This is a genomic window from Streptomyces sp. NPDC033180, from assembly GCF_055577645.1.
The window spans coordinates 12,937-34,179 of record NZ_JBVIPU010000010.1 but is presented as its reverse complement, the minus strand read 5'-3'; the positions used below and the strand labels follow the sequence as shown (position 1 = coordinate 34,179).

Here is a 21,243-nt window from a genome sequence, read left to right as displayed (position 1 = left end):
CGTCCAACGGCGTCAAGCCACTTGCTGCTGGCCGGAGCCAGAGGTCGCGCCGCGATACCAGTACTCGAGGGTCAGCACATGCCACAGGTGCTTGGAGAAGTCCCGCTGCCCGGCGGCGTCCTCGGCGACCATCCGCTCCAGCGCGTCGCGGCGCAGGATCCCGGAACCGACGAGCACACCGTCGTTGACCACCTCGCGCACCAGCGGTGCCAGATCCCGGCTCATCCAGGCCCGCAGCGGGGCGCTGAACAGGCCCTTGGGCCGGTACGCGATCTCCCTGGGCAGGATCGAGATGGCCGCCTCCTTGAGGACGGCCTTGCTCTGCCGCCCGACGATCTTGTGGTCACCGGGCACGGCGAACGCCGCCTTGACCACCTCGACGTCCACGTACGGCACCCGCACCTCGGTCGAAGCGGCCATGCTCGAACGGTCCGTGTAGGCGAGGTTGAGGCCCGGCAGGAACATCCGGGCGTCGCCAAGACACATGCGGTTGACGAAGTCGTCGAGTTCGTTGTCCTGGTAGATGTCCGCGTGCTCGGTCAGCACGTCCTCGACCGTCCCTGCCAGGTCCGGATTGACCAGGGCGAGCAGCTCGTCCTGGTCGTACATGGTGTAACTGCGCCGGAACGCGGCCTCCTCCGACAGATCGGCGAAGGAGAGGAACCGCTTCGCGAAGCGCACCGAGCGGAACCCCCGGCGGGACGTGGCGACCGGCAGCCGGTCCACGGCCCTGGACAGGCCGCGCCGCAGCGGCCGCGGGACGCGCTGGTAGCGGACCGCGAGCAGGTTGGCCAGGTGCTTGCGGTAACCGGCGAACAGCTCGTCGGCGCCCATCCCCGAGAGCATCACCTTGACCCCGGCCTCCCGGGCGGCCGAGCAGATCAGGAAGGTGTTGATCGCGGCGGGGTCGCCGATCGGCTCGTCCAGGTGGTGCGTCATCCGCGGCAGCAGGTCGAGCACGTTCGGGGCGATCTCGATCTCGTGCAGGTCGACGCCGAACTGCTCGGCCACCTGCCGGGCATAGCGCAGGTCGTCCGGCATCGCCTCGAACTTGGCGTCCTCGGCGCGGAATCCGATCGTGTACGCGGAGATCCCGGGTCGGTCGCGGGCCGCGAGCGCGGTCAGATAGCTGGAGTCGAGACCGCCGGAGAGGAAGGTCGCCACGGGCACGTCGGAGAGCAGGTGCTGCCGGGTCGACTCCTCGACGACGGCGGCCAGGTCCGGCAGTTCGCCGCTGCGGGCCCGCTCCTGTCCCTCGGCGGCGACGTCACGGAGGTTCCAGTACTGCCCGCGCTCCACCCGTCCGTCGGGCCGGCACCTGAGCCAGCTCCCCGGCGGCAGCTTCTCCGCCTCGCGGAACGCGCACCGCGAGTCCGGCACCCAGTAGTAGAGCAGCGAGGCCACCAGCGCGGCGTCGTCCACCCGCAACGATCCGCCGGTCACGGCGGCGAGCGCCTTCAGCTCGGAGGCGAACATCAGACCTTCGCCGCGCCGGAGCAGGAAGAGCGGTTTGATGCCGAGCTGGTCGCGGGCGAGGACCAGTTCACCGGTCCGCTCGTCGAAGATCCCGAACGCGAACATGCCGCGCAGCCTGGGCAGACAGTCGGTGCCCCAGCGCCGCCAGGCCTCAAGGAGCACTTCGGTGTCGGAGGTGCCGCGGAAGCGCACTCCGGAGGCTTCCAGTGCGGCACGCAGCTCGGGCGCGTTGTAGAGCTCGCCGTTGTAGGTGAGGGAGAGGCTGTCCTTGACCATCGGCTGGGCGCCGGTCTCGGACAGGTCGATGATGGAGAGCCTGCGGTGCCCGAGGTGCACTTCGCCGTCACCGGCGGAGTGGCTGTAGCGGCCGGCCCCGTCCGGACCGCGGTGGGCGAGGGTGTCGGTGAGTCGGTCGGCGACGACCTTCCCGTCCGGCCACCGGTATGTGCCTGCGATGCCACACATGTCTTACCGCGCTTCCTGGTCGCTGTCCGGAACTCGTACTGCCCACGACGGCTGCTCCGTCAGCTGCCGGCCTGCCGCGTTCTGCCGGGCAAGGCGTTCGTTGTGGCCGCGCAGCGCGGTGTGCCGGCCGTCCCACAGGGTGCCGTCGGTCCGGTCCCGGGGATCGGGGTCGATCAGCACCACACCGATCACCGGGATGAGAAGGTCCGCGAGCTGCCGTGCCACGGTGTGCAGCCAGGCGGTGCTGCCGTGCCCGGCACGTACGACGAGCACGGTCTGGGAACCGAGGTCCTGCAAGCCGGTCCACGCCGTGCCCGGCGCGACCGAGCCGACGCCGAGCCTGCGCATCTGAGGCGGCACGTCCGCGGCACGATCGCCGCTGACCACGGCCGGGCCTCCTGGCTCCTGGCCGCGGGCGGCGCGCTCCAGGGCCGGCAGACCATCGATGATCACCACGGGCCCGTCCGCCGCCAGTGCCCCCGCGAGGTCCAGGGCGATCACACTCGTGCTGTGCGCACAGCCCAGTTCGAGGAGCGACACCGATTCCCCGGAGTCACGCACGGTGCGGGCCAGGGTCGATATGAGCCGTTCGCGTGCCGCGCGGGTCCGTCGGAGCTGCCACAGCTTGACCGGCCGACGGTGTACGCGGCGCAGCTCGGCGATGACCGAGGCCCCCAGGTTCGCCGCGATCTCCCGGCGCAGAACCGGACGGTCCGCCACCACGGAACCGACTGCGGCCACCGCGAGCCCGATGACGAGCCCGAGAGCGAGCCCGATGCCGGCGTTGGTGACAGCGGCCAGGGGCACGGAGTGCTCCACCGCGCGTGGGTCGTCCACGATCTGCGTGCCGGCGATGATCCGGGGTGTGCCCACGCGCGCGTCCTCGGCGCGCTGGTCGAAGTCGGCGATGCGGGAGGTGAGTTCGGCCCGGCGGGCGAAGAGCGACTCCATGCTCGCGGACGACTCCGGGTCGGTCTCCAGGGTCCTGCCCCCGATCGACTCGTTGACCCGGGCGAGTTCCTTGCGCATCCGGTCGCGCTGATCGCGCAGGGCCTTGGACTCGGCCTTCGCGGTTTCCTGCATCCGCCGCACATGATCCGCGATGAACGCGTCCGCCAACGCCTTGGCACGGGCAACCGCTTCCGCGTCGCTGTCACCCGTCACATCGATCTGCAGCAGGTTGTTGGTCACGCCGGTTCCCCGGTAGTCCTGCAAGAAGTCCTCCGGCTTCACCGAAGACTTGAGGGACTTCAGGGCCTTTTCGGCGATCCGCGTGGTCTGCAGCACCTCCACGTCGGTGCGGATCAGCGTTCCGGTGTCGTTCGGCTGATCGTCCTGATGCGCGACGAGTACCTTGGCCATGGCGGCCGGCGGCGGCGGTCGCAGCACGGCCACCGCCGCGCCGATCAGCAGCCCGATCAGGGCCAGGGTGCACCAGAGGCGACGGCGCCTGCGCACCGACACCACCAATGCCTGCAGGTTGAGCAGCGGAGCGGCTGTCGACGACTCCGAGGTCGTGTTCGTCGTCATGCCGAACCTCCCGTCGCCTGGCCGCGAGCGGCGAGCGCCGGAGCGGCCTTCTCCGGAGGATGTCCGACGGGCCGCGTGGGACGGGTCCTCACCGTGCCGGCGACGACGACGCCGACGACCTCGTGCCTGCCGTCCGCACACGCCTCGGCGATGCCGGAGAGCTCACCCGCGGTCCAACTGCCCGCACTGAGGACGACCAGCGCCCCGGACTCGGTGTCCCGGTCCGGCACCGTCGGCCGGGCCACCGAGACCTCCACCATCCGCAGCTGTGGATCGCTCTTGGCCTCGGCGACGAGCTGCCCGGCGGCCTGACGGCCGGTCTCGTCGCCGTCCGGGACGACCACCAACAGCCCTCGCGCACCGGGCACTTGGATCCGGAGGCGGGCGCACACCCGCCGGTAGCGGAGCTGTCTGCCGGCCTCGTCGCCGGATGCCACCGGGGTCGGTATGTCCCACCGGGTGTCGACGCCGAGGAAACGGCGGGCCCAGGCCCATGGGCCATGGCCTCGCGGCCGGAGCGCGGTTCGTTCACCGGATACATCGACGGTGCCGATCACCGTCGAGCGCAGCGCCGCGGCGATCTCCGCTTCGGTGCGCAGTCGCCGATTCGACCGTGCCGCGGTGAGGTGGGCGATGACCGCGACCAGAAGGAACAGCAGCGACCCGCCGGTCATGAGCTGCGTCCTGGTCGGCGGTGCCTCACCGGTCGGCAGGGCCGCGGGACCCATGACGACCATGCCGGCCTTGCCGGTCGCCGGGTCGGCCTCCTCCAGCTTCTGCATGGCCTCCTCCAGAGAGCTGCGCAGCTTCTCCAGCGAGGTGCGGGCCTGCACGCTCTCCACGGTCTGTCCCGGGTCCGCCGCCTTGGCCAGTTCGGTGATGCGTCGGTTGGTCTCCTCGACCTTCTTGCGCAGCGCCTCGGGCCGTGAGGCCCTTGCCGGGTCGGTGCTGCCGCCCGCGACGCGCGTGGCGAAGGTGACGAATTCCTTGGCGACCTGGTCGGCCAGCTCCTGTGCGTGCTCCGGGGTTTCGGCCGTACCCGAGATCTTGACGATGTTGCCCTCGGCGGCCTTGGCGCTCACCTGGTCGATGAGCTCGCTGCCGTCGCCGCCGGTCCAGTCGAGCGTGTCGGCCACCCGGTCGACCACCGACGAACTGGTCGCGACGTTCACCTGGGTCACCAGTTCGCGTTCTTCCCAGGCCCCCGGCAGGAGTACCGATGCCGACGCCGTGTAGCGCGGCGGGAAGACCACCACCGAGGCGCCGTAGCCGACGAGTGCGCCCACCACGGCGACGACGGCCAGCAGCCGCCAGCGCCTGCGGAAGATCCGCCCGACCGTGACCAGACGTATGGTGTCGTCGCTCAACGTCGCCGCCTCCTCCCCATCCGGCTCGGGGCGCAACCGACACGTCTTTGGTCGGGGCAGGCAGCGGCGTAGGCGGCGAGCAGTGATCGCTGGGAGTTCTGCCAGGACAGCTCTCCGCCGACCCGCTCCTGGCCGATCTTGCCCATCCGGGCCCGCTTCTCCGGATCGTCGAGCAACAGCGTGATGAGCTCGGCGAATTCGGTCTCGTCGTTGGCGGGCGCGTAGACGGCGGCGTCACCGGCGGAGACGCGCGCCTCCTTGAGGTCGAAGGAGACGATCGGTTTGCCCATCGCCATGTACTCCATGACCTTGTTCATGGTCGACACGTCGTTGAGCGGATTACGCGGGTCGGGGGAGAGGCACACGTCTGCGGTGGACAGATAGCGCACCAGCTCGGCATCCGGGATGCGCCCGGTGAACTGCACCTGCTCGGAGAGTCCGAGTCGCCGGGACAGCTCCACCATCGCGTCGAAGGCGTCACCGGCGCCGACGAACACCGCATGCCAGTCGGTCCGCCCGAGGTTGTCGCGCAGCTTCGCCAGGGACCGCAGGGCGTAGTCGACGCCGTCCTGCGGGCCCATGACGCCCAGATAGCACAGCAGATGCTGCTTGCCGCGCTTCAACTCCGGTTCGGGCGGCACCGGTTGGAACCGTTCGACCGCGGGCGCGCTGCGCACCACGAAGACATCCTCGGGCCGCTTGCCGCCACGGCGTACCGCAACCTCGCGGTAGCTCTCGTTCGTGGCGAGGACGATGTCCGCGGCCCGGTAGGTCGCCCGCTCCAGGGCGCACACGGCGCGGTAGAGCAGATCCTCGCCGCGGTCGAACCGGGAGAGGTACAGCTCGGGCACCAGGTCGTGCTGGTCGAAGACAAACCGCGCGCCGAGCCGCTTGAGCCGCAACGCGGGCAGGAACAGCAGGTCGGGCGGGTTGCAGGCGTGGACCACGTGGACCGGGCCGACCTTGCGGGCAAGGCGGGCCGTGTGCCACAACGCCGATCCGTACTCCCGCAGATAGCCGGTGGGACCACCGGTGGCCGCACGCAACGGGTAGCGGTGGATCCGCACCCCGTCGATCTCCGCCTCCGGCTCCGTGTCCCGCTTGCTCCCCCGGGGGCAGATGACGTCCACCGTCCAGCCCGCGTCGCGCAGCGTCGTGCATTCCTGCCACACCCGCCGGTCGAACGGCACGGACAGGTTCTCCACCAGGATCAGCGCCCGACGGCCCGTCCCGTCGCCGCCGGTCGTGTCACCAAAAGCTGTGTTACCAAGCAAGGCCTATGTACCCCGGTTCTGTCCGGCGCGTGTCGGCGTCGGGAAGGCGGATGAGATCGACGATCACCGGTCCGTCGCCATGGGGCAGCGCCGAGAGAACGTCCGGGTCCTTGGTTCCGACCAGGCACACTTCCGCGTGCTCGAGCACCTCGTCGACGGAGTCCGCCATCAGCTGTGCGAGGTGCGGCAGCCGGGTCTCGATGTACTCGCGGTTCGCGCCGATCAGCCGGGAGAGGCTCACGTTGGCGTCGTAGATCCGCAAGGAGTAACCCTTGCCGTGGAGTCTCTCCGCCAACTCGACCAGCGGACTCTCGCGCAGGTCGTCGGTGCCGGGCTTGAAGGAGAGCCCGAACAGGCCCACCCGGCGCTTGCCGGTGCGCTCGACCAGTTCCACCGCGCGCTGCAGATGGTCGGAGTTGGAGGGCAGCACGTGGGAGAGGATCGGCACCGAGACATCGGCCCGCTGCGCCGCGTGGACCAGACTGCGCAGATCCTTGGGCAGGCAGGAACCACCGAAGGCGAAACCGGGCCGCAGATAGGCCGGGCTGATGTTCAGCTTCCGGTCGGCCAGGAACACGTCCATCACCTGGTGCGAGTCCACCCCGAGCGCGTGGCACACCGCGCCGAGCTCGTTCGCGAAGCCGATCTTTAGGCCGTGGAACGCGTTGTCCGCGTACTTGATGGCCTCGGCCGTCGGGACCGGCACCCGGAACACCTCGCCGGGCAGGCCGTCGTACAGCGCCGCCACCACGTCGCCACTGGCCTCGTCGAGCTCACCGATGACGGTCTTGGGCGGATCGAAGAAGTCCCGCACGCTCGTGCCCTCACGCAGGAACTCGGGGTTGACCGCGACCCCGACGTCCACCCCGGCCGTGCCGCCGACGTACTTCTCCAGGATCGGCACCAGCAGATTCAGGCAGGTGCCGGGGAGCATGGTGCTGCGGAACACGACGGTGTGCCGCCCGCCCCGCTCGGCCAGGGCGGCGCCGATCTGCTCGGTGACCCGCTCCAAGTACGTGGTGCACAGGCTGCCGTTGGGCTCCGACGGCGTACCCACGCAGACCAGCGACACATCGCTGCCCATGATCGCCTCGCGGACGTCGGCGGTGGCGCGCAACGCTCCGGTCCGCACGGCCTCGGCGACGAGGTCGCCGATTCGCTCCTCGACCACCGGGGCCTTGCCGTCGTTGACCAGGTCGACCTTCACCTGGTTGACGTCCACCCCGATGACCTCGTGACCCATGCCGGCCAGGCATGCGGCCGACACACAGCCCACATAGCCGAGCCCTAAGACGCTGACCCTCATATTCCGTTCCTCCCCCCAGGCGCGGCCTTCCGGCCCGCCTTCCGTGCGCCGGCCGGACCACGGCCCCCGCGCGTCCATCGCATGAGTCGCATCAGTAGGCCCCTTGTCCCTGGAGCACCGCCCGCAGCGTCTTCCACAAGATCACCGTGTCCAGGGCGAGCGACCAGTCCTCCACGTACCGCAGGTCGAGGCGGACCGCCTCCTCCCACGGCAGGTCGCTGCGCCCGCTGATCTGCCACAGGCCGGTGAGCCCGGGCTTCACCAGCAGCCGCCGCCGGATGTCCGGGCCGTACGCGGCTGACTCCTCCGGCAGTGGAGGCCGTGGGCCGACGAGTGACATCGAGCCGAGGAGCACGTTGAAGAGCTGCGGGAGTTCGTCGAGCGAGTAGCGGCGAAGCACCGCCCCCACCCGGGTCACCCGTGGATCCCGGCGGAGCTTGAACAACAGCCCCGCGCCTTCGTTGCGGTCGGCCAGCTCGGCACGTGCCCCGTCGGCCCCGGTGACCATGGTGCGGAACTTGAAGATGGTGAACTCGTGCCCGTCCTTGCCGACCCTGCGCTGGCGGTACAACGCTCCGCCCCGGCTGTCCACGAGGACGAGCAGCCCGACGAGCACCATCAGCGGCGCGAACAGCATCAGCAGGAGCGCCGCGCCCGTCCGGTCGACGACCCCTTTGACCACCCGGCGCCCCCCGGTGAAGGTCGGCATGCTGACCCGAAGCAGCGGGATGCCGAGCACCGCGTCGACGTGCAGCCGCGGTCCCGCCACCTCCATGAGGACCGGGGCCACTACCATCTCGGCATCGCTGCCCTCGAGGTTCCAGGCAAGGCGCTGCAGCCGGTCCGGTGACCAGTGCGGGTCCGGTGTCACCGCGACCACGCGGTAGCCGTCGCGGCTGACGTGGCCCGCGACGTCCGTCAGTGGGCCGACGACCGGCACCCCGTCCAGTTGGTCACCATCGAGCCCGAGACCGTCCTGCGTGCAGACCGCCTCCACCCGCCAGCCCAGGTGCGGGGACTTGCGGGTCCGGGTGATCAGGTCGCGCACGGTGGCCGGGCTCCCGGCAGCGAGCACCGGGCGCAGACACCGTCCTTCTTTCCGCTGTTTGTGCAGCCAGAGGCGCAGCAGATACCGCTCGGTCATGGTGATGAGCGCGATCGCCGGGATCGCGACGAAGATCCAGAGCTTGATGTTGCGCGAGGTCAGGGCGATGCCGCCGAGCGACAGTACGACGACCGCCGTGAAGAGTGAGCGGCCGAGCCGGCGGAATTCCTCCGCACCCTGGCCGAGAACCGCCGGAGCCCATGACCGGCTCACCGCAAGCGCTCCCAGTACAAGGAGCTCGGTGCCGAAAGCGAGAATTCCCCACTTCTCGTGCCAGTTGGCCGCGTCCCGGGCCCCGAAGAAGCTGCCGATCGCCGCCACCACGAAAAACGTGGCCGCGGTATCGCTGATGATCACGGTGCGGCGGTACCGCTGCTCCCAGTCGCTCGCGGGTCGTCTGATTGCCCCGTTCGCCAGACGCCCGCGCGCCGACGGAAACGGGCTGACTAATTCCCCCTGCTGCACAGGACCCCCCACAGGTCACCAGTGGCTCGACGTGTTCGCCGAACACTGTTCCCGCAGGAGGCACCCCCGCCCCCCGCGCCGCGCTGTTCCTCCCCTCGGGAGGCCCAGCCCCCCGTACCCGGCACCTCAGCTGTTCCCAAGTCCCGAGGTGCGCGGAAACCCGTCGAAACCTTTGGGTGCTCCCCAGCACCCAAGGACCCCTGTGGACCGGCATTCCGTAGCGTCGCGCCTGGAGATCATTAATGGTCGCTTCATGTCTGAACAGCTGAAGCACGGTCAATCTAGACCATTGGCGCCAGTATGAAGAGAGGATGTGTGGAATTTGTGGTCAAGCTTTGAAATTGGCTTTATCGCTCGCCCGCCCGAGCGGTCCGGGCCTGCTCGGGCGGGCGACTTCTCGGAGCTTTCAGGCTCCGGGGATCCAGTAGTTGTGCACGGAGGACGAATCGGGCTCGCCTCCGGGGCCGGACAGACCGACCGACTCCGCCACCGGCATGATCTTCTCGGAGAAGGCCCGCATGTGCCGCTCGGACTCCCAGATGTCGTAGATGTCCAGACCATCGCCGCTCGGGACACAGACGTGGGCGATGCAGCCGTCGAAGATCTCCGGCGTTTCCTGGAGCTTGGCGTTGAGGGTGTCGTACTGATCGGTGGTGACACCCGGCAGGGAAGCATGCATGAAGATCGCCATGGCGGAACGCTCCTTGTGTCATGAGGGGGCGATGAGGGGGGGTGTGGGGTGCGATGAGGCGGCGAGGAGAGTCGCCGCTCGGCGGCCCGGCGCCCTATGGCCAGGACAGCACGTGCGTCCACCGATGGCACCCGCAAGTAATACGGCGAGCACGGCAGGGCCGCCGCGGATGTGGCCCTGACGATCAGCCGACGCCGTCGGCGAAGGCGGCGATGTCCCTCGCCACCCGTTCCGGCCTTTCCCAGTACGTGACGTGCCCCACCCCCTCGTAGACGATCAGCCGGGAGCCGAGGACGGTGTCGAGGATCGTCTGCTGCTCCTCGCGCGTCAGAATCGGGTCGCGGTCGCCCCAGACGGCCAGCGTGGGTACGAGGATCCCGGACAGCGTCGCCCGCAGATCGGTCTCGAGGAGGCCGCGCAGCGTCTCACGCCACACGCGGGCGGGTGCCTTCAGATTCTCCCCGACGACGGTCTCCAGGAAGCCGCGAGCGACGGGCTCGGCCGTCATGCCGAGCGCGAACCGCTCCACGAGGCCACGGTCCACCGGGTCCTCCAACTTCCTCACGATCTCCCACAGTTCGGTGGCCGCCGGCTTGTCGGCGAGGGTGACGGGCACGCCCAGGAGTACGAGCCCGGCCACCCGGTCGGGATACCGGCCCGCGACGATGCGCGCCTGCACCCCGCCGCTCGACGCACCGACGAGCACGGCGCGCTCGATCCCGACGCTGTCCATGAAGGCGATGAGGTCGGTCGCGAAGTCCTCGGGAAGATAGCCGCCCGGCGGCTTGTCGGCGTCGCCGTGGCCTCGCTGCGTGGGCGCGTAGACGTGCAGGGAGGAGGGCAGGCGCCGCAGCAGCGGCTCGAACGTCCACCAGGAGTCGACGTAGCCGTGGACCAGGACGACCGGCGTACCCGATGAGTCGCCCACCTCGGCGTACGGGAGGACAGGACCCTCGCGCAGCGCTGCCTCGTGCACGGCGACGGCGGACATGACGGCCCTCCTCACCTCTGCCTCCAGCGTAAGGAAAGACGGGCCGCGCGGCAGGTCGAGGCCTCGGCCGCCCGGGCTCAGCGATCGGGGTCGAGCAGCGTGTCCGCGACGGCGCCGTTCAGGACCTGGTGTGCCACGTCGGAGAGCTTGAGCCGGCGGTCGGCAGGTCGTGGAGCAGGCTCAGGGCACCGGCCACCCTGTCCTGGCGGCGCAGCGGTACTGGGCACACCGAATGCCGGCAACAGGACTGTTCTCATGCTCCAGTTGAGGAATTCACGGAGCCCTTCCACGCTACCGCCAGCGGTCACCATCGGTCGTCCTCGCAGCAGACACGCGTTCAACCGGTGGGGGAAGACCGGTCGGCGATCTCAGGAGGAAGCTCGGCGATGCCCAGAAGCCCGGCCACCGCCCTCGCCGTCAGGTCGTGCCATGCGGTGGCGCGTCTCAGCATGGCGTGGTCACTGCCGTACATCAGCACGGTGGCCGCCTCGGCTCCCGCCGCACCGGCCCGCGCCGCGAAGTCCAGGGAGGACCCCGGGTCGGTCGTACGGTCCTGGTCCCCGTGCAGCAGCACCACGCGACGGCCGCGCAGGTGCGCCACCGGCTCCCCGGCGGGACACCACGGCGCGAGGCCGACCACCCCGCGCACCAGCGGACTTCCGGCGGCGCGCAGAGCGGCGCGGGCCCCCATCGAATGCCCCACCAGGACGGTGGGCACGCCACCGGTGAGCAACTCGAGCTCGTTCAGGGCCCGGTGGGCGTCCTGCGCGGCGTCCGCCCGCTCACCGTTCCAGCCCCGGACGCGGTAGCGCACCCGCCCCATCAGTACCGAGCCCTGCTGTGTCGACCGCCGGATCGCGCCCTCGAAGAGCCGCAGCCGCGCGCCCGGCAGATTCCACGCCGGGGGTGCGGCGGTCCCGTGTTCCCGGCCGCCGTGCAGCAGGAGCACGGCGGCACGCGGCTGCTGGACGGGCCTGATCGGCTCGAGCGCCGGGCGGTGGCCATCGCGGAAGGGCACGTCGACTCCTCGACATCTCGGTGACCGGCGGACGCGGACGGGGGCGGTTGCCTCCGCAAGGCTGCCCGTCGGCACCGTCCGACCCCCGGCTCGCCTCAGCGCACGGTACGCCGTCCGACCTCGTCCAGTCTCTCATCGTCCGTGAGACGTGCCCGTACGGTTCACGTCGGGGCTCCGGGGAGCCTTGACGGCCAGTCTGCGCCCTTCATCGGTCACCTCCACATCACCGGTCACCTCGATCCCTTCGACCTTGCGGCTGCCGGGCGGGGGCGCCGCCGCTGCCGGGCAGCGGGGTGTAGCTGAGATGCGCGGGAGTGATGTCGGGGGTCAGCAGGTCGCGCGTCCGCGCCTCGGCGACCCAAGGGGCAGTCAGGTAGCGGACCTTGCCCGCCGTGCGGCTGACGACGAGCGCGGCCGCCGTGGTCACGTCGGATTCATCGGAACGGGAGATGTCCAGCGACGCGGCGCCCGGCGAGGCGGCGGGCTCCGCGTAGCGGACGACGCGACGGCCGTCGTGGAACAGCGCGACGGCGTCCCGGCCGACGACGCCCGCGTACAGCAACTGGGTTCCCCGGGGCGGAGGTTCGGCACTGGTGGCCTTCGCGATGCCGACGCGGGTGCCGGACGGCGGATCGGTTGCAGGAAGCCCGGCCAGCCGCGGGGGCGGGGGCCGTGGGCGAGCGCCGAGCGCAGCACGCGCGCCCGCACGTGCGCCGCCGCGCGGTCGGGTATGGCCCTTCGCTGCCCGGGAACGCGGGGCGTGGCACGCCCGACGCGGAATCGGGGCAACGCGCTGTACCAGGGCGTGGGCGACGAGGACGCGCCTGTGCCTTCCGCGGTCGTGCGGGAGGGTGAGGTAGGCGAGGTGCGATGGTCACAAGCCGGGGCAGGATGGTCACAAGCCGGGGCAGGGGGGCGGGGACCCGCGATGACCCTGCTGGTGCCGCTGTACGTCCACCCGGCCGCGGACCCCGAGGCCTGGCAGACGCTCGTGGCGGCCGCGCCCCAGCTGTACGGCATCGTCCTGAACGTCGCCGACGGCCCGGGCGCGACCCCCGACCCCGCTTTCACCGCCGCCTCTCGGACACTGCGCGAGGCGGGTGTCCGGGTGCTCGGGTACGTCGACACGGCGTACGGGGAGCGGCCGCTCGGCGCCGTCACCGACGACCTGGAGCGGCACCGGGCCTGGTACGGCGTGGACGGCTGCTTCTTCGACCGGGTCGCCCCCGGCCGCCGCGAGCTGCGGCACTGCCGGCGCATGGTCCGCGCGGCGCGGGGGCGGGGCGCGGACACCGTGGTCCTCAACCCGGGTGTGCATCCGGCGCCCGGTTACGCCCGCGCCGCCGACCTGCTCGTCACGTTCGAGGGGCACTGGACGACGTATCTGGGCTCGTTCGCCGCCCCGTCCTGGACGGCCAGGCACTCCCCCGAGCGCTTCTGCCACCTCGTCTACGGGGTGCCGCCGGCGCTGGCCCGCCTTGCCGGGCGCACCGCCGTGCAGCGGGGCGCGGGGGTGCACTGCGCGGTGCCCGGCGCGGGACCCAACCCCTGGACACAGCCGCCGCCCCCGGCCACGGCCGGAAGCACGTCGTGAGGCACCGCGCCGCGGCCGGAGGTACGACGTGAGGCACCGCGCCGCCGCCGGAGATGCGACGTGAGGCACCGCGCCCGGCTGGGCCTGTTCCTCGTCGCCGTTCTGCTGCTCGCCGGCTGCTCGCCGACTGCTCGTCGGCTGCTCGTCGGCGGAGCGGGGCGGCGGCCCCCCGGACCGCTGGCGGCCCCGGCCGGGCACCACCTGGCAGTGGCAGCTCGACGGCCGCGTCGACCCGCGCGTGGACGTCCCGGTCTACGACATCGACGGCTTCGAGAACCGCGCGTCCGACGTGGCCCGACTGCACCGCGACGGGCGCCGCGTCATCTGCTACATCAACGCCGGTGCCTGGGAGTCCTTCCGCCCCGACAGCGCCGACTACCCCGCCTCCCTCCTCGGCCGCGCCAACGGCTGGAAGGGAGAGCGGTGGCTCGACATCCGGCGCCTCGACACGCTGCGTCCACTTCTCGCGGAGCGCTTCGACATGTGCCGCCGCAAGGGCTTCGACGCGGTCGAGCCGGACCTGCTCGACAGCTATCTCAACCGCACCGGATTCCCCCTGACCGCACGCCATCAACTGGCCTTCAACCGGATGGTCGCCCGCCTCGCGCACGACCGCGGTCTGTCCGTCGGCCTGAAGAACGACCTTCCGCAGATCCCTCAGCTGGTGCGGGACTTCGACTTCGCCGTCAACGAGGAGTGCGCCCAGTACGACGAGTGCGCCTCCCTCACCCCCTTCGTCGCGGCGGGCAAGGCGGTCCTGCACGTCGAGTACGCCGTGCCCAACGAGAGGTTCTGTGCCCAGTCGCGTCGCCTCGGCCTGTCCTCCATGCGCAAGAAGCTGAACCTGGGGGAGTGGCGCAGACCCTGCTGATGCGCGGCCGTTTCCCCGTGGAGACGGGCGGGGGACGCCGCGTAACTGATGATCTTGCGCTCGCGTTGGACGGCCGGGACCCGGCACGCAGGCCGGGCCATGACGAAGGCTTGAGGGGCACTCATCATGCACGGCATCACCAGGAAGATCGTCGCGGGGATCGGCACCATGGCCGCCGCGCTCGGCTGTGTCATCGTCAGCGGGCCGTCGGCGGTGGCCGACGGCGAGTGGTGCAACCACTCGGTCTGCATCAGGACCTACGACAGCGGCACCTACCTCGGCAGGGTCGAGGTGTCGGTCACCAACACCAACCAGCCGAACCGGATCCGCGCGCGCGTGTGGACCACGAACGGCTGGAGCGCGAACACGAAGACGGAGGACGTCGCCAAGTTCCGCACCTACCGGGACCAGGCCTACCCGCAGCGCCACTTCCCCGCGGGCACCAGGCTCTGCGCGGAGGGCTTCCGGGGCGGCGGCAGCGTGGGCCTTCCCTGCGTCACCCTCACCAACTGACCGCGCCGCGGGTCAGCCGTACTGGCGGCAGCGGCCGGGGAAGACGGCCTGTACGCGTGCGGTGAGGAGAGCGAGGGCGGTCCGTGTGTCCGCGGGTCCGGGATCGGATCCGAGCTGCAGGGCAAGTCCCTCGGTCAGGCAGTGGAGTTCGAGTGCGGCGAGGTCGGGGTCGGTGTCGGCCGGGACCTCGCCGCACTCCTTTCCGTTGCGGACGGCCGCGGCGAGCATGGAGCGGATGAGACGGCCCGTCTCGGTGTGGGAGTGGGCCAGGCGGGGGTTGTCGACGGTCCGGCCCAGGAACGCGAGCATCACGCGGTGTGCCGAGCGGCGGTGGGGGTCCGCCGGTAGCCATGCGCCGAGTCCGTCGACGACCACGTCACGGATCGGCAGTCGCTGGCGTGTGGCGCGCTCACTCAGGGCGGAAACCCGTTCGAGGATCTTGTGGATGACGCGTTCGTGGGTGAAGAGCAGCATTTCGTCCTTGGTGGCGAAGTAGTGCTGCACGTGGCCGACGGAGAAGCCCGCAGTCGCGGCGGTCCGCGCCACGGTGACCCGGTCGAGCCCCTCTTCGGTGACCAACTTCTGTACGGCGTCGGCGACCTGGATGCGCCTGGCTTGGTGATCGACGACCTTCGGCATGCCGCCAGGGTATCCGCCGGATCTTGCGGAGCGTTTTACCATATGCTCGTATGGTGAAAACATTGGGACGTCGACAGGGGGTGGCCGCGGACATGGCAGAGGAAACGGCAAGGGCGGTAGGGGCACTAGGACGCAACTGGCGTGCGCGATTAGGCAAGTTGCTGGGCTCGATGCTCGTCGTGGGAGTGATCGTGGGCCTCGCCCCGCCTGTCTCGGCGGCCGACGCGTCGGACTGGTCGGGGGTGGACGCGTTCGTCCGCGGCCGGCTGGACGCGACGGGCACGCCTGGTGCCGCTCTCGCCGTGATCGAGGGCGGCCGCGTCGTGCACCAGCGCGGCTTCGGTGAGGACGGCCGCGGACGGGCGGTCACGGCCGATACCCCCTTCCTCTGGGGGTCGCTGTCCAAGCCGGTCACCGGTCTCGCCGTGATGCAGCAGGTGGAGGCGGGCCGTGTGGACCTCGACGCGCCGGTGCGCACTTATCTGCCGTGGTTCCGGCTCGCCGACCGTGACATGTCCGACCGCATCACTGTCCGGCACCTGCTCACTCACACCAGCGGCATCCCAGCCTCCGCGTCGGGCGAGGTCGGGGACCGCTACGACAACGCGCCGGGCGCTCTCTCGGGCGCGGTCCGCGACTTGGCGCAGGTCGAGCCCGCCGACCGGCCCGGCGGTTCGTACGCCTACTCCAGTGCCGGCTACGCCGTACTGGGGGCACTGGTCGAAGAGGTGTCGGGGCGGTCGTTCGGCACCTACCTGCACGAGAGGATCCTCGAACCGCTCACCATGGAGCACGCGGTCGCCACCGAGGGGGACTTCGCGCGGGAGCGGGTCGCGCCCGGCCACCGCTCCGTCTTCGGCACCCAGATGCCGTTCGACGCGCCGTACGACACGTCGGGTGTGCCGTACGGCTATGTGGGCGGCAGCGTACGGGACTTGGCCCGGTTCACCCTCGCCGAGCTGGGCGGAGGCCGGCTGGACGGTCGGCGGGTGCTGTCGGCTAAAGGGATCGCCGACACCCACCGGGGCCACGTCGACAGCCACGCGGGCCGCTACGGCCTCGGCTGGTCGGTCGGCACGCTCAAGGGCACGGGTGAACGCATGGTCTGGCACGACGGGGCGCTGCCGGGCTTCCAGGCCATGGTGGTCATGCTGCCCGACAGCGGCAGGGCCGTGATCGTCCTGCAGAACGCCTACCACCAGCTGCGGGCCAAGGAGTTCGGCGACGCCGCCGTCGGGGCGGCGCAGTTGCTGTCCGGCGCGGATCCCCGTTCCACGCCGGTCGACCGGCTGGCCGTCGCCCTGCCGTGGGCCATGGCCGCCCTGGCCGGAGCGCTGTTCCTGTGCGTGGTCGCCCCGGCCCTGCTCCGCTTGCGCGGACGGCGTGCCGCGGCCCGCGCCCGACGCAGGATCATCGCCACCGCCCTCGCGTGGGTCACCGCTGCTCTGTGCGTCGCGGCGCTCCTTTGGTGGCTGCCCTCGACCCTCGGCGGCACACTCCCCATGGCGTTGCTCTGGCTGCCCGACGTGGGGTGGAGCGCCGCCGCGGCGATCGCGCTCGCTCTGCTGCTCGCCGTGGAACGTGCCGTGTTCGGGGCCTGGGACCTGCGGCGGCACGGTCGGATCCGGCGCAGCTGAGACCCACCGGCCGGGGCCGCGTCGAGCGAGCCCCGGCTGCTGGGCTGGGTGCCCCTCAGGCAGGTTCTCGCGCCGGATGCGGTGCTGAGCGCGCGGTGTCTCGGACTCGGCGGCCCTTTCCCGGCGCAGGTCGTGGAAGAGGCGGCCCGGCCACCAGAACCAGTGGCCGAGGCCCAGGGCGATGGCCGGCACCAGGACCGTACGGACGAGGAAGGTGTCGAGCAGGACGCCGATGCCGACCAGCACACCCATCTGCGCCATCGTTCACCAGCGGCAGCCCCGCGAAGACCGCGAACGTCGCGGCCAGCACGATGCCCGCCGAGGTGATCACTCCGCCCGTTCTGGTCAGGCCCTCCAGAACCCGCGACCAGGAAGACGAAGCCCATCAAGGGGATCGACCAGTCGACGCCCGCGTAGCCGAGCACGCTCTCGAAAGGGGCCAGGGGTACTCCCGTCGGCGTACGCATCGGCCGTGTCCTGCTCCTATCGTGAGTTCCGTGACCATCTCCCGCTTCTCGCCGGGGCGCAGCCGGCGGCCATTGCCTCCGCAGCTCACGGACGTGGCCGTGGCCGCGGTCGTCGCGCTCCTCACGGGTTTGGACGCGGCGGTCAACGGCCCCGGACACCGGCAGGCCGACTGGCTGACGTGGCTGCTGTTCGCCGTGTCCGTCGCGACGCTCCTGGTGCGCAGCCGGTGGCCGGTCGCCGTCACTGTGGTCACCGGTGCGGCCTGCGCGGGCTGGGCGCTCTACGGGCACATCGGGGAGCTGCTCAATCTGCCGGTGATGGTCGCGCTGTACGCCCTCGCCGTGGAGGGAGACCGGCGCCGCACGCTGCGTACCGCCGGGGTCGCCGCCCTCGTCTCGGGGGCGGTTTCAATTGTCGCGGGCAAAGACGTGGCGCAGCCCCAGGGCGCCCCTCTCCTGGAGATGCTGTGGCCCCTCGTGCCGCTGCTGCTCGGCGAAGTGGTGCGCGGACGACGGGAGTTGCTGAAGGAGTACGCCGACCGGGCCGAGCGCGCCGAGGCCGACCGGGAGCGCGAGGCGCGGCGCAAGGTCGACCAGGAGAGGGTGCGCGTCGCGCGCGAACTGCACGACGTCATCGCCCACACCGTGTCGGCGATGACCGTGCAGGCGGGCCTCGCCCTGGACGCGCTCGACAGCAGACCCGAGGTGGCGCGGACGGCGATGCGGCAGGTGCGGACGTCCGGCAAGGAGGCGGTACGCGAACTGCGGGCCACGGTGGGCGTGCTGCGCGAGGGACGGCGGACGGCCTCCGTCGACCCGGCGCCCCGCCTCGCGCAGCTCGACGAACTGGTGGAGACGGCGCGCGGCGCCGGTCTTCAGGTGTCGCTGCACGCCGACACGGGTGGCCGTGAGCTGCCGCGGCTGGTGGAGTTGGCGGCGTACCGCATCGCCCAGGAGGCGCTGACCAACGTGATCAAGCATGCGAGCGCCCGGTACGTGGCGGTGTCCGTGGCCGTGACGGGCGAGTGCCTCGCCGTGGAGATCACGGACGACGGGCCCGGCACCTCTGGGGGCGCCGGCGAGGGATACGGCCTGATCGGCATGCGGGAGCGGGCCACCGCGATGGGCGGCGGCCTCGAAGCGGGCCCGCTGCGGGGCGGCGGGTGGCGGGTGCGCGGCATGCTGCCCGTTGAAGGCGGCATGCCGCCTGTTGAAGGAGGAGCGGCGTGAGCGACCGGGTCAGAGTGCTGCTCGCCGACGACCAGACCGTCGTACGCGCGGGTTTTCGCGCCCTGCTCGACCTCACCGGCGACCTGGCCGTGGTCGGTGAGGCGGCGGACGGCGTCGCGGCGGTGGAACTGACCCGCACCACTCGCCCCGACGTGGTCCTGATGGACATCCGCATGCCGCGCGCCGACGGCCTCGAAGCCACGCGCCGCATCGTCGCCGACCGCACCCTCGACGCCGTACGCGTCCTGGTCCTGACCACCTTCGAGGCCGACGAGTACGTTTTCGAGGCGCTGCGCGCGGGAGCCGCGGGCTTCCTGCTCAAGGACATCGAACCGGACGACCTGCGCACCGCGATCCGTACCGTCGCCGCCGGGCAGAGCCTCCTGGCGCCCGCGGTCACCCGCCGGGTCATCGAGGAGTTCGCGCGGCTCAAGGCACCCGAGGCCGAGGCGCTGCGGCTCCTCGAACCGCTGACCGACCGGGAGCGCGAGGTGCTCGCGCTGGTCGGCCGCGGCCTGGCGAACGACGAGATCGGCGCGCGCCTCCTCATGTCGCCGCTCACCGCGAAGACGCACGTCAGCCGGGCGATGACCAAGCTCGGGGCGCGGGACAGGGCACAGCTGGTCGTGCTCGCGTACGAGACGGGCCTGGTGCGCGCGGGCGAGAGCTGACCCGGCGCCCGCTACTCCCAGGGGAGTAGTCGCCGACTCCCGGCGGCAGATGTCCGGGGCGCACGCTCTCCGTAGCGTCGACGGCATGATCGAAGCACGGGAACTCACCAAGAATTTCGGCGGCAAGGCGGCCGTGGACCGGCTCACCTTCACCGTCCGCCCCGGCCGCGTGACCGGCTTCCTCGGCCCGAACGGCGCCGGAAAGTCGACCACCATGCGCATGATCCTCGGTCTTGACGCGCCGAGCGGCGGCACAGTCACGATCAACGGACGGCGCTACGACCGCCTCGCGGCGCCCCTGCGGGAGGTCGGCTCGCTCCTGGACGCCAGGGCGGTACACGGCGGACGCACCGCGCGACAGCACCTCGTCGGCCTGGCCCGCAGCAACGGCATCGGCGCCGGCCGGACCGACGAGGTCCTCGAGGCGGTGGGCCTCACGAGCGTGGCCGACCGGCGGGCGAAGGGGCTCTCGCTGGGCATGGGCCAGCGCCTGGGCATCGCGTCCGCGCTGCTCGGCGACCCCGGGGTGCTGATCCTCGACGAGCCGGTCAACGGCCTGGACACCGAGGGCATCCGCTGGATCCGCGACCTGCTCAAGTCCCTTGCCCTGGACGGCAGGACGGTGTTCCTCTCCAGTCACCTCATGAGCGAGATGGAACTGACCGCCGACCACCTGATCGTGATCGGCCGCGGCCGGCTCCTCGCGGACACGGACATGAGGGACTTCATCGAGACCAACTCCCAGGGCGCCACCCTGCTGCGTACGCCCGACTCCGAGGCGCGGCGGATGCGGGCCCTGCTGGAGACGGCGGGCGCGTCCGTGCGCCTGGACGCGCGCGGCGGCTGGCGGGTGGGCGGCCTGAGGCCCGCCGAGATCGGCGAGCTGGCCCGCACGCAAGGCCTGGCCATTCATGAACTCACCCCGGCCTTCTCCACCTTGGAGGAGATCTACACCGACATGACGCGGGCCGCGGTGGAGTACCGGGGCACGGCGACGACAACGTACGAAGCCGAGACGTCCGAGGCGAAGGAGCCGGTCCGATGACGACGACAGCGACCAGGACCCCGAGCAAGACCCCGACCAAGACCGCGGCCGCCCCCGGCTTCCGTGAAGCCCTGGCCTTCGAGTGGACCAAGTTCGCTTCCCTGCGCTCCACCCGGTGGACGCTCCTGACGACCGGTCTGCTGACCGTCGTCGGCGCGGTGTTCGTCGGCCTGAGCGGCAGTCTCCAGCCCGACGACACGGTGCTCGGCGGCAGTCTCACCCTCAGCGTCGTCTCGCTGATGGTCGCGGGCACGGTGGGCGCGCTGACCGTGTGCGGCGAGTACGCGAGCGGCACCATCACCGCCACCCTCACCGCCGTACCGCGCCGTGGCCGGGTGCTCGCCGCGAAGGCGACGCTGCTGGTCTGCCTGCTGTACGCCACCGGGCTCGTCTCCTGCATGGTGGCCTATCTGCTCGGCGGTGCGGTCCTGGAGGACGGCGCGTACGCCCAAGGGGAGCCGCTGCCCGCGCTGTTCGGCATTGCGGGGCTCTTCGCGCTCGTCGGACTCACCGGCCTGGCGGTCGGCACCCTCCTGAAGCACACGGCCGGAGCCGTCGTCACGGTGGTCGGTGTCCTCCTGCTGCCGTCCCTGTTCGGCCCGCTGCTCGGTGACCTCCGGCCCTGGGTCGCGGGGGCGACGCCGACGGCCGCCCTGGAGAAGCTCACGCAGACCTCGGACGCGAGCGCGGAGACGGTCGGCAGCCTCGGTGCCTGGCCCTCGCTCGGCGTCGTCGCCGCGTACACCCTGCTGCTCCTGGGGGTGGCCGGGCGGCGCCTGCGCCGAAGGGACGCATGAGGGAACACGGCCGCGGACGCACCGGAACGGGGTGGTCATTTTGCGATTCTTTTACAGTGGGTGTAGAAGTGAGGCGTGGCGGGGCGCCCCG

General features: G+C 71.2%; 19 protein-coding genes and 1 pseudogene. 8 read left to right on the top strand and 12 right to left on the bottom strand.

The features are described from left to right. Positions 1 to 12: 12 nt before the first annotated feature. The 10 genes from asnB to ACZ5WE_RS25040 form a co-directional block, all read right to left on the bottom strand. Positions 13 to 1,941: an asparagine synthase (glutamine-hydrolyzing) gene (asnB, locus tag ACZ5WE_RS25085; RefSeq protein ID WP_467692752.1), complete on the bottom strand. Its 1,929-nt coding sequence runs from the start codon at positions 1,939 to 1,941 to the stop codon at positions 13 to 15. 3 nt (positions 1,942 to 1,944) lie between these two features. Further along, on the bottom strand, positions 1,945 to 3,471 hold the full coding sequence (locus ACZ5WE_RS25080; RefSeq protein ID WP_467692753.1) for a Wzz/FepE/Etk N-terminal domain-containing protein: 1,527 nt from the start codon (positions 3,469 to 3,471) through the stop codon (positions 1,945 to 1,947). Continuing rightward, complete coding sequence (locus ACZ5WE_RS25075; RefSeq protein WP_467692755.1) at positions 3,468 to 4,838, bottom strand: Wzz/FepE/Etk N-terminal domain-containing protein; 1,371 nt, start codon at positions 4,836 to 4,838, stop codon at positions 3,468 to 3,470. The genes ACZ5WE_RS25080 and ACZ5WE_RS25075 overlap by 4 nt, the downstream gene beginning before the upstream one ends. Next, a complete protein-coding gene (locus ACZ5WE_RS25070) occupies positions 4,835 to 6,112 on the bottom strand; it encodes a glycosyltransferase family 4 protein (RefSeq protein ID WP_467692757.1) in 1,278 nt (425 codons plus the stop codon). Before ACZ5WE_RS25070 ends, ACZ5WE_RS25075 begins: the two co-directional genes overlap by 4 nt. Then, positions 6,102 to 7,418 carry a nucleotide sugar dehydrogenase gene (locus ACZ5WE_RS25065; protein WP_467692759.1) on the bottom strand — a complete coding sequence of 439 codons (1,317 nt, stop codon included), beginning with the start codon at positions 7,416 to 7,418 and terminating at the stop codon, positions 6,102 to 6,104. Before ACZ5WE_RS25065 ends, ACZ5WE_RS25070 begins: the two co-directional genes overlap by 11 nt. Positions 7,419 to 7,509: 91 nt before the next feature. Further along, entirely contained in the window at positions 7,510 to 8,988 is a 1,479-nt protein-coding gene (locus ACZ5WE_RS25060; protein ID WP_467692761.1) for a sugar transferase, read from the bottom strand. Between the two features lie 406 nt (positions 8,989 to 9,394). Next, positions 9,395 to 9,679, bottom strand: coding sequence for a hypothetical protein (locus ACZ5WE_RS25055; RefSeq protein ID WP_467692762.1), 285 nt, complete (start codon positions 9,677 to 9,679; stop codon positions 9,395 to 9,397). Between the two features lie 184 nt (positions 9,680 to 9,863). Further along, on the bottom strand, positions 9,864 to 10,670 hold the full coding sequence (locus ACZ5WE_RS25050) for an alpha/beta fold hydrolase (protein WP_467692764.1): 807 nt from the start codon (positions 10,668 to 10,670) through the stop codon (positions 9,864 to 9,866). A 337-nt stretch (positions 10,671 to 11,007) separates the two neighbouring features. Next, entirely contained in the window at positions 11,008 to 11,688 is a 681-nt protein-coding gene (locus tag ACZ5WE_RS25045; RefSeq protein ID WP_467692766.1) for an alpha/beta fold hydrolase, read from the bottom strand. A gap of 223 nt (positions 11,689 to 11,911) precedes the next feature. Next, complete coding sequence (locus tag ACZ5WE_RS25040; RefSeq protein WP_467692768.1) at positions 11,912 to 12,250, bottom strand: hypothetical protein; 339 nt, start codon at positions 12,248 to 12,250, stop codon at positions 11,912 to 11,914. Positions 12,251 to 12,616: 366 nt separating this feature from the next. Here ACZ5WE_RS25040 and ACZ5WE_RS25035 point away from each other — a divergent pair, with 366 nt between their 5' ends. The 3 genes from ACZ5WE_RS25035 to ACZ5WE_RS25025 all read left to right on the top strand — a co-directional run bounded on the left by ACZ5WE_RS25035 (position 12,617) and on the right by ACZ5WE_RS25025 (position 14,666). Beyond that, entirely contained in the window at positions 12,617 to 13,282 is a 666-nt protein-coding gene (locus ACZ5WE_RS25035) for a spherulation-specific family 4 protein (protein WP_467692769.1), read from the top strand. Positions 13,283 to 13,409: 127 nt separating this feature from the next. Then, entirely contained in the window at positions 13,410 to 14,153 is a 744-nt protein-coding gene (locus ACZ5WE_RS25030; protein WP_467692827.1) for an endo alpha-1,4 polygalactosaminidase, read from the top strand. Between the two features lie 126 nt (positions 14,154 to 14,279). Beyond that, the gene (locus ACZ5WE_RS25025) at positions 14,280 to 14,666 is read left to right on the top strand and encodes a hypothetical protein (RefSeq protein WP_467692771.1); all 387 of its coding nucleotides are present in this window, start codon (positions 14,280 to 14,282) and stop codon (positions 14,664 to 14,666) included. A 12-nt stretch (positions 14,667 to 14,678) separates the two neighbouring features. Here the strand turns inward: ACZ5WE_RS25025 and ACZ5WE_RS25020 are convergent, their stop codons facing one another. After that, complete coding sequence (locus tag ACZ5WE_RS25020) at positions 14,679 to 15,305, bottom strand: TetR/AcrR family transcriptional regulator (protein WP_467692772.1); 627 nt, start codon at positions 15,303 to 15,305, stop codon at positions 14,679 to 14,681. Positions 15,306 to 15,475: 170 nt separating this feature from the next. Between ACZ5WE_RS25020 and ACZ5WE_RS25015 the strand changes: the two genes are divergently transcribed. Continuing rightward, positions 15,476 to 16,942: a serine hydrolase domain-containing protein gene (locus ACZ5WE_RS25015; protein ID WP_467692774.1), complete on the top strand. Its 1,467-nt coding sequence runs from the start codon at positions 15,476 to 15,478 to the stop codon at positions 16,940 to 16,942. Between the two features lie 72 nt (positions 16,943 to 17,014). Here the strand turns inward: ACZ5WE_RS25015 and ACZ5WE_RS25010 are convergent. Continuing rightward, positions 17,015 to 17,376, bottom strand: a pseudogene (locus ACZ5WE_RS25010) (MMPL family transporter); the annotation flags it as partial. Between the two features lie 63 nt (positions 17,377 to 17,439). Between ACZ5WE_RS25010 and ACZ5WE_RS25005 the strand changes: the two are divergent. The 4 genes from ACZ5WE_RS25005 (at position 17,440) to ACZ5WE_RS24990 (ending at position 21,152) form a co-directional block, all read left to right on the top strand. Then, positions 17,440 to 18,639 carry a sensor histidine kinase gene (locus ACZ5WE_RS25005; protein WP_467692776.1) on the top strand — a complete coding sequence of 400 codons (1,200 nt, stop codon included), beginning with the start codon at positions 17,440 to 17,442 and terminating at the stop codon, positions 18,637 to 18,639. After that, positions 18,636 to 19,310 carry a response regulator transcription factor gene (locus ACZ5WE_RS25000; RefSeq protein ID WP_467692778.1) on the top strand — a complete coding sequence of 225 codons (675 nt, stop codon included), beginning with the start codon at positions 18,636 to 18,638 and terminating at the stop codon, positions 19,308 to 19,310. Before ACZ5WE_RS25005 ends, ACZ5WE_RS25000 begins: the two co-directional genes overlap by 4 nt. Before the next feature lie 85 nt (positions 19,311 to 19,395). Continuing rightward, positions 19,396 to 20,355 carry an ATP-binding cassette domain-containing protein gene (locus tag ACZ5WE_RS24995; RefSeq protein WP_467692780.1) on the top strand — a complete coding sequence of 320 codons (960 nt, stop codon included), beginning with the start codon at positions 19,396 to 19,398 and terminating at the stop codon, positions 20,353 to 20,355. Then, on the top strand, positions 20,352 to 21,152 hold the full coding sequence (locus tag ACZ5WE_RS24990) for an ABC transporter permease subunit (protein ID WP_467692782.1): 801 nt from the start codon (positions 20,352 to 20,354) through the stop codon (positions 21,150 to 21,152). Before ACZ5WE_RS24995 ends, ACZ5WE_RS24990 begins: the two co-directional genes overlap by 4 nt. Positions 21,153 to 21,243 lie beyond the last annotated feature (91 nt).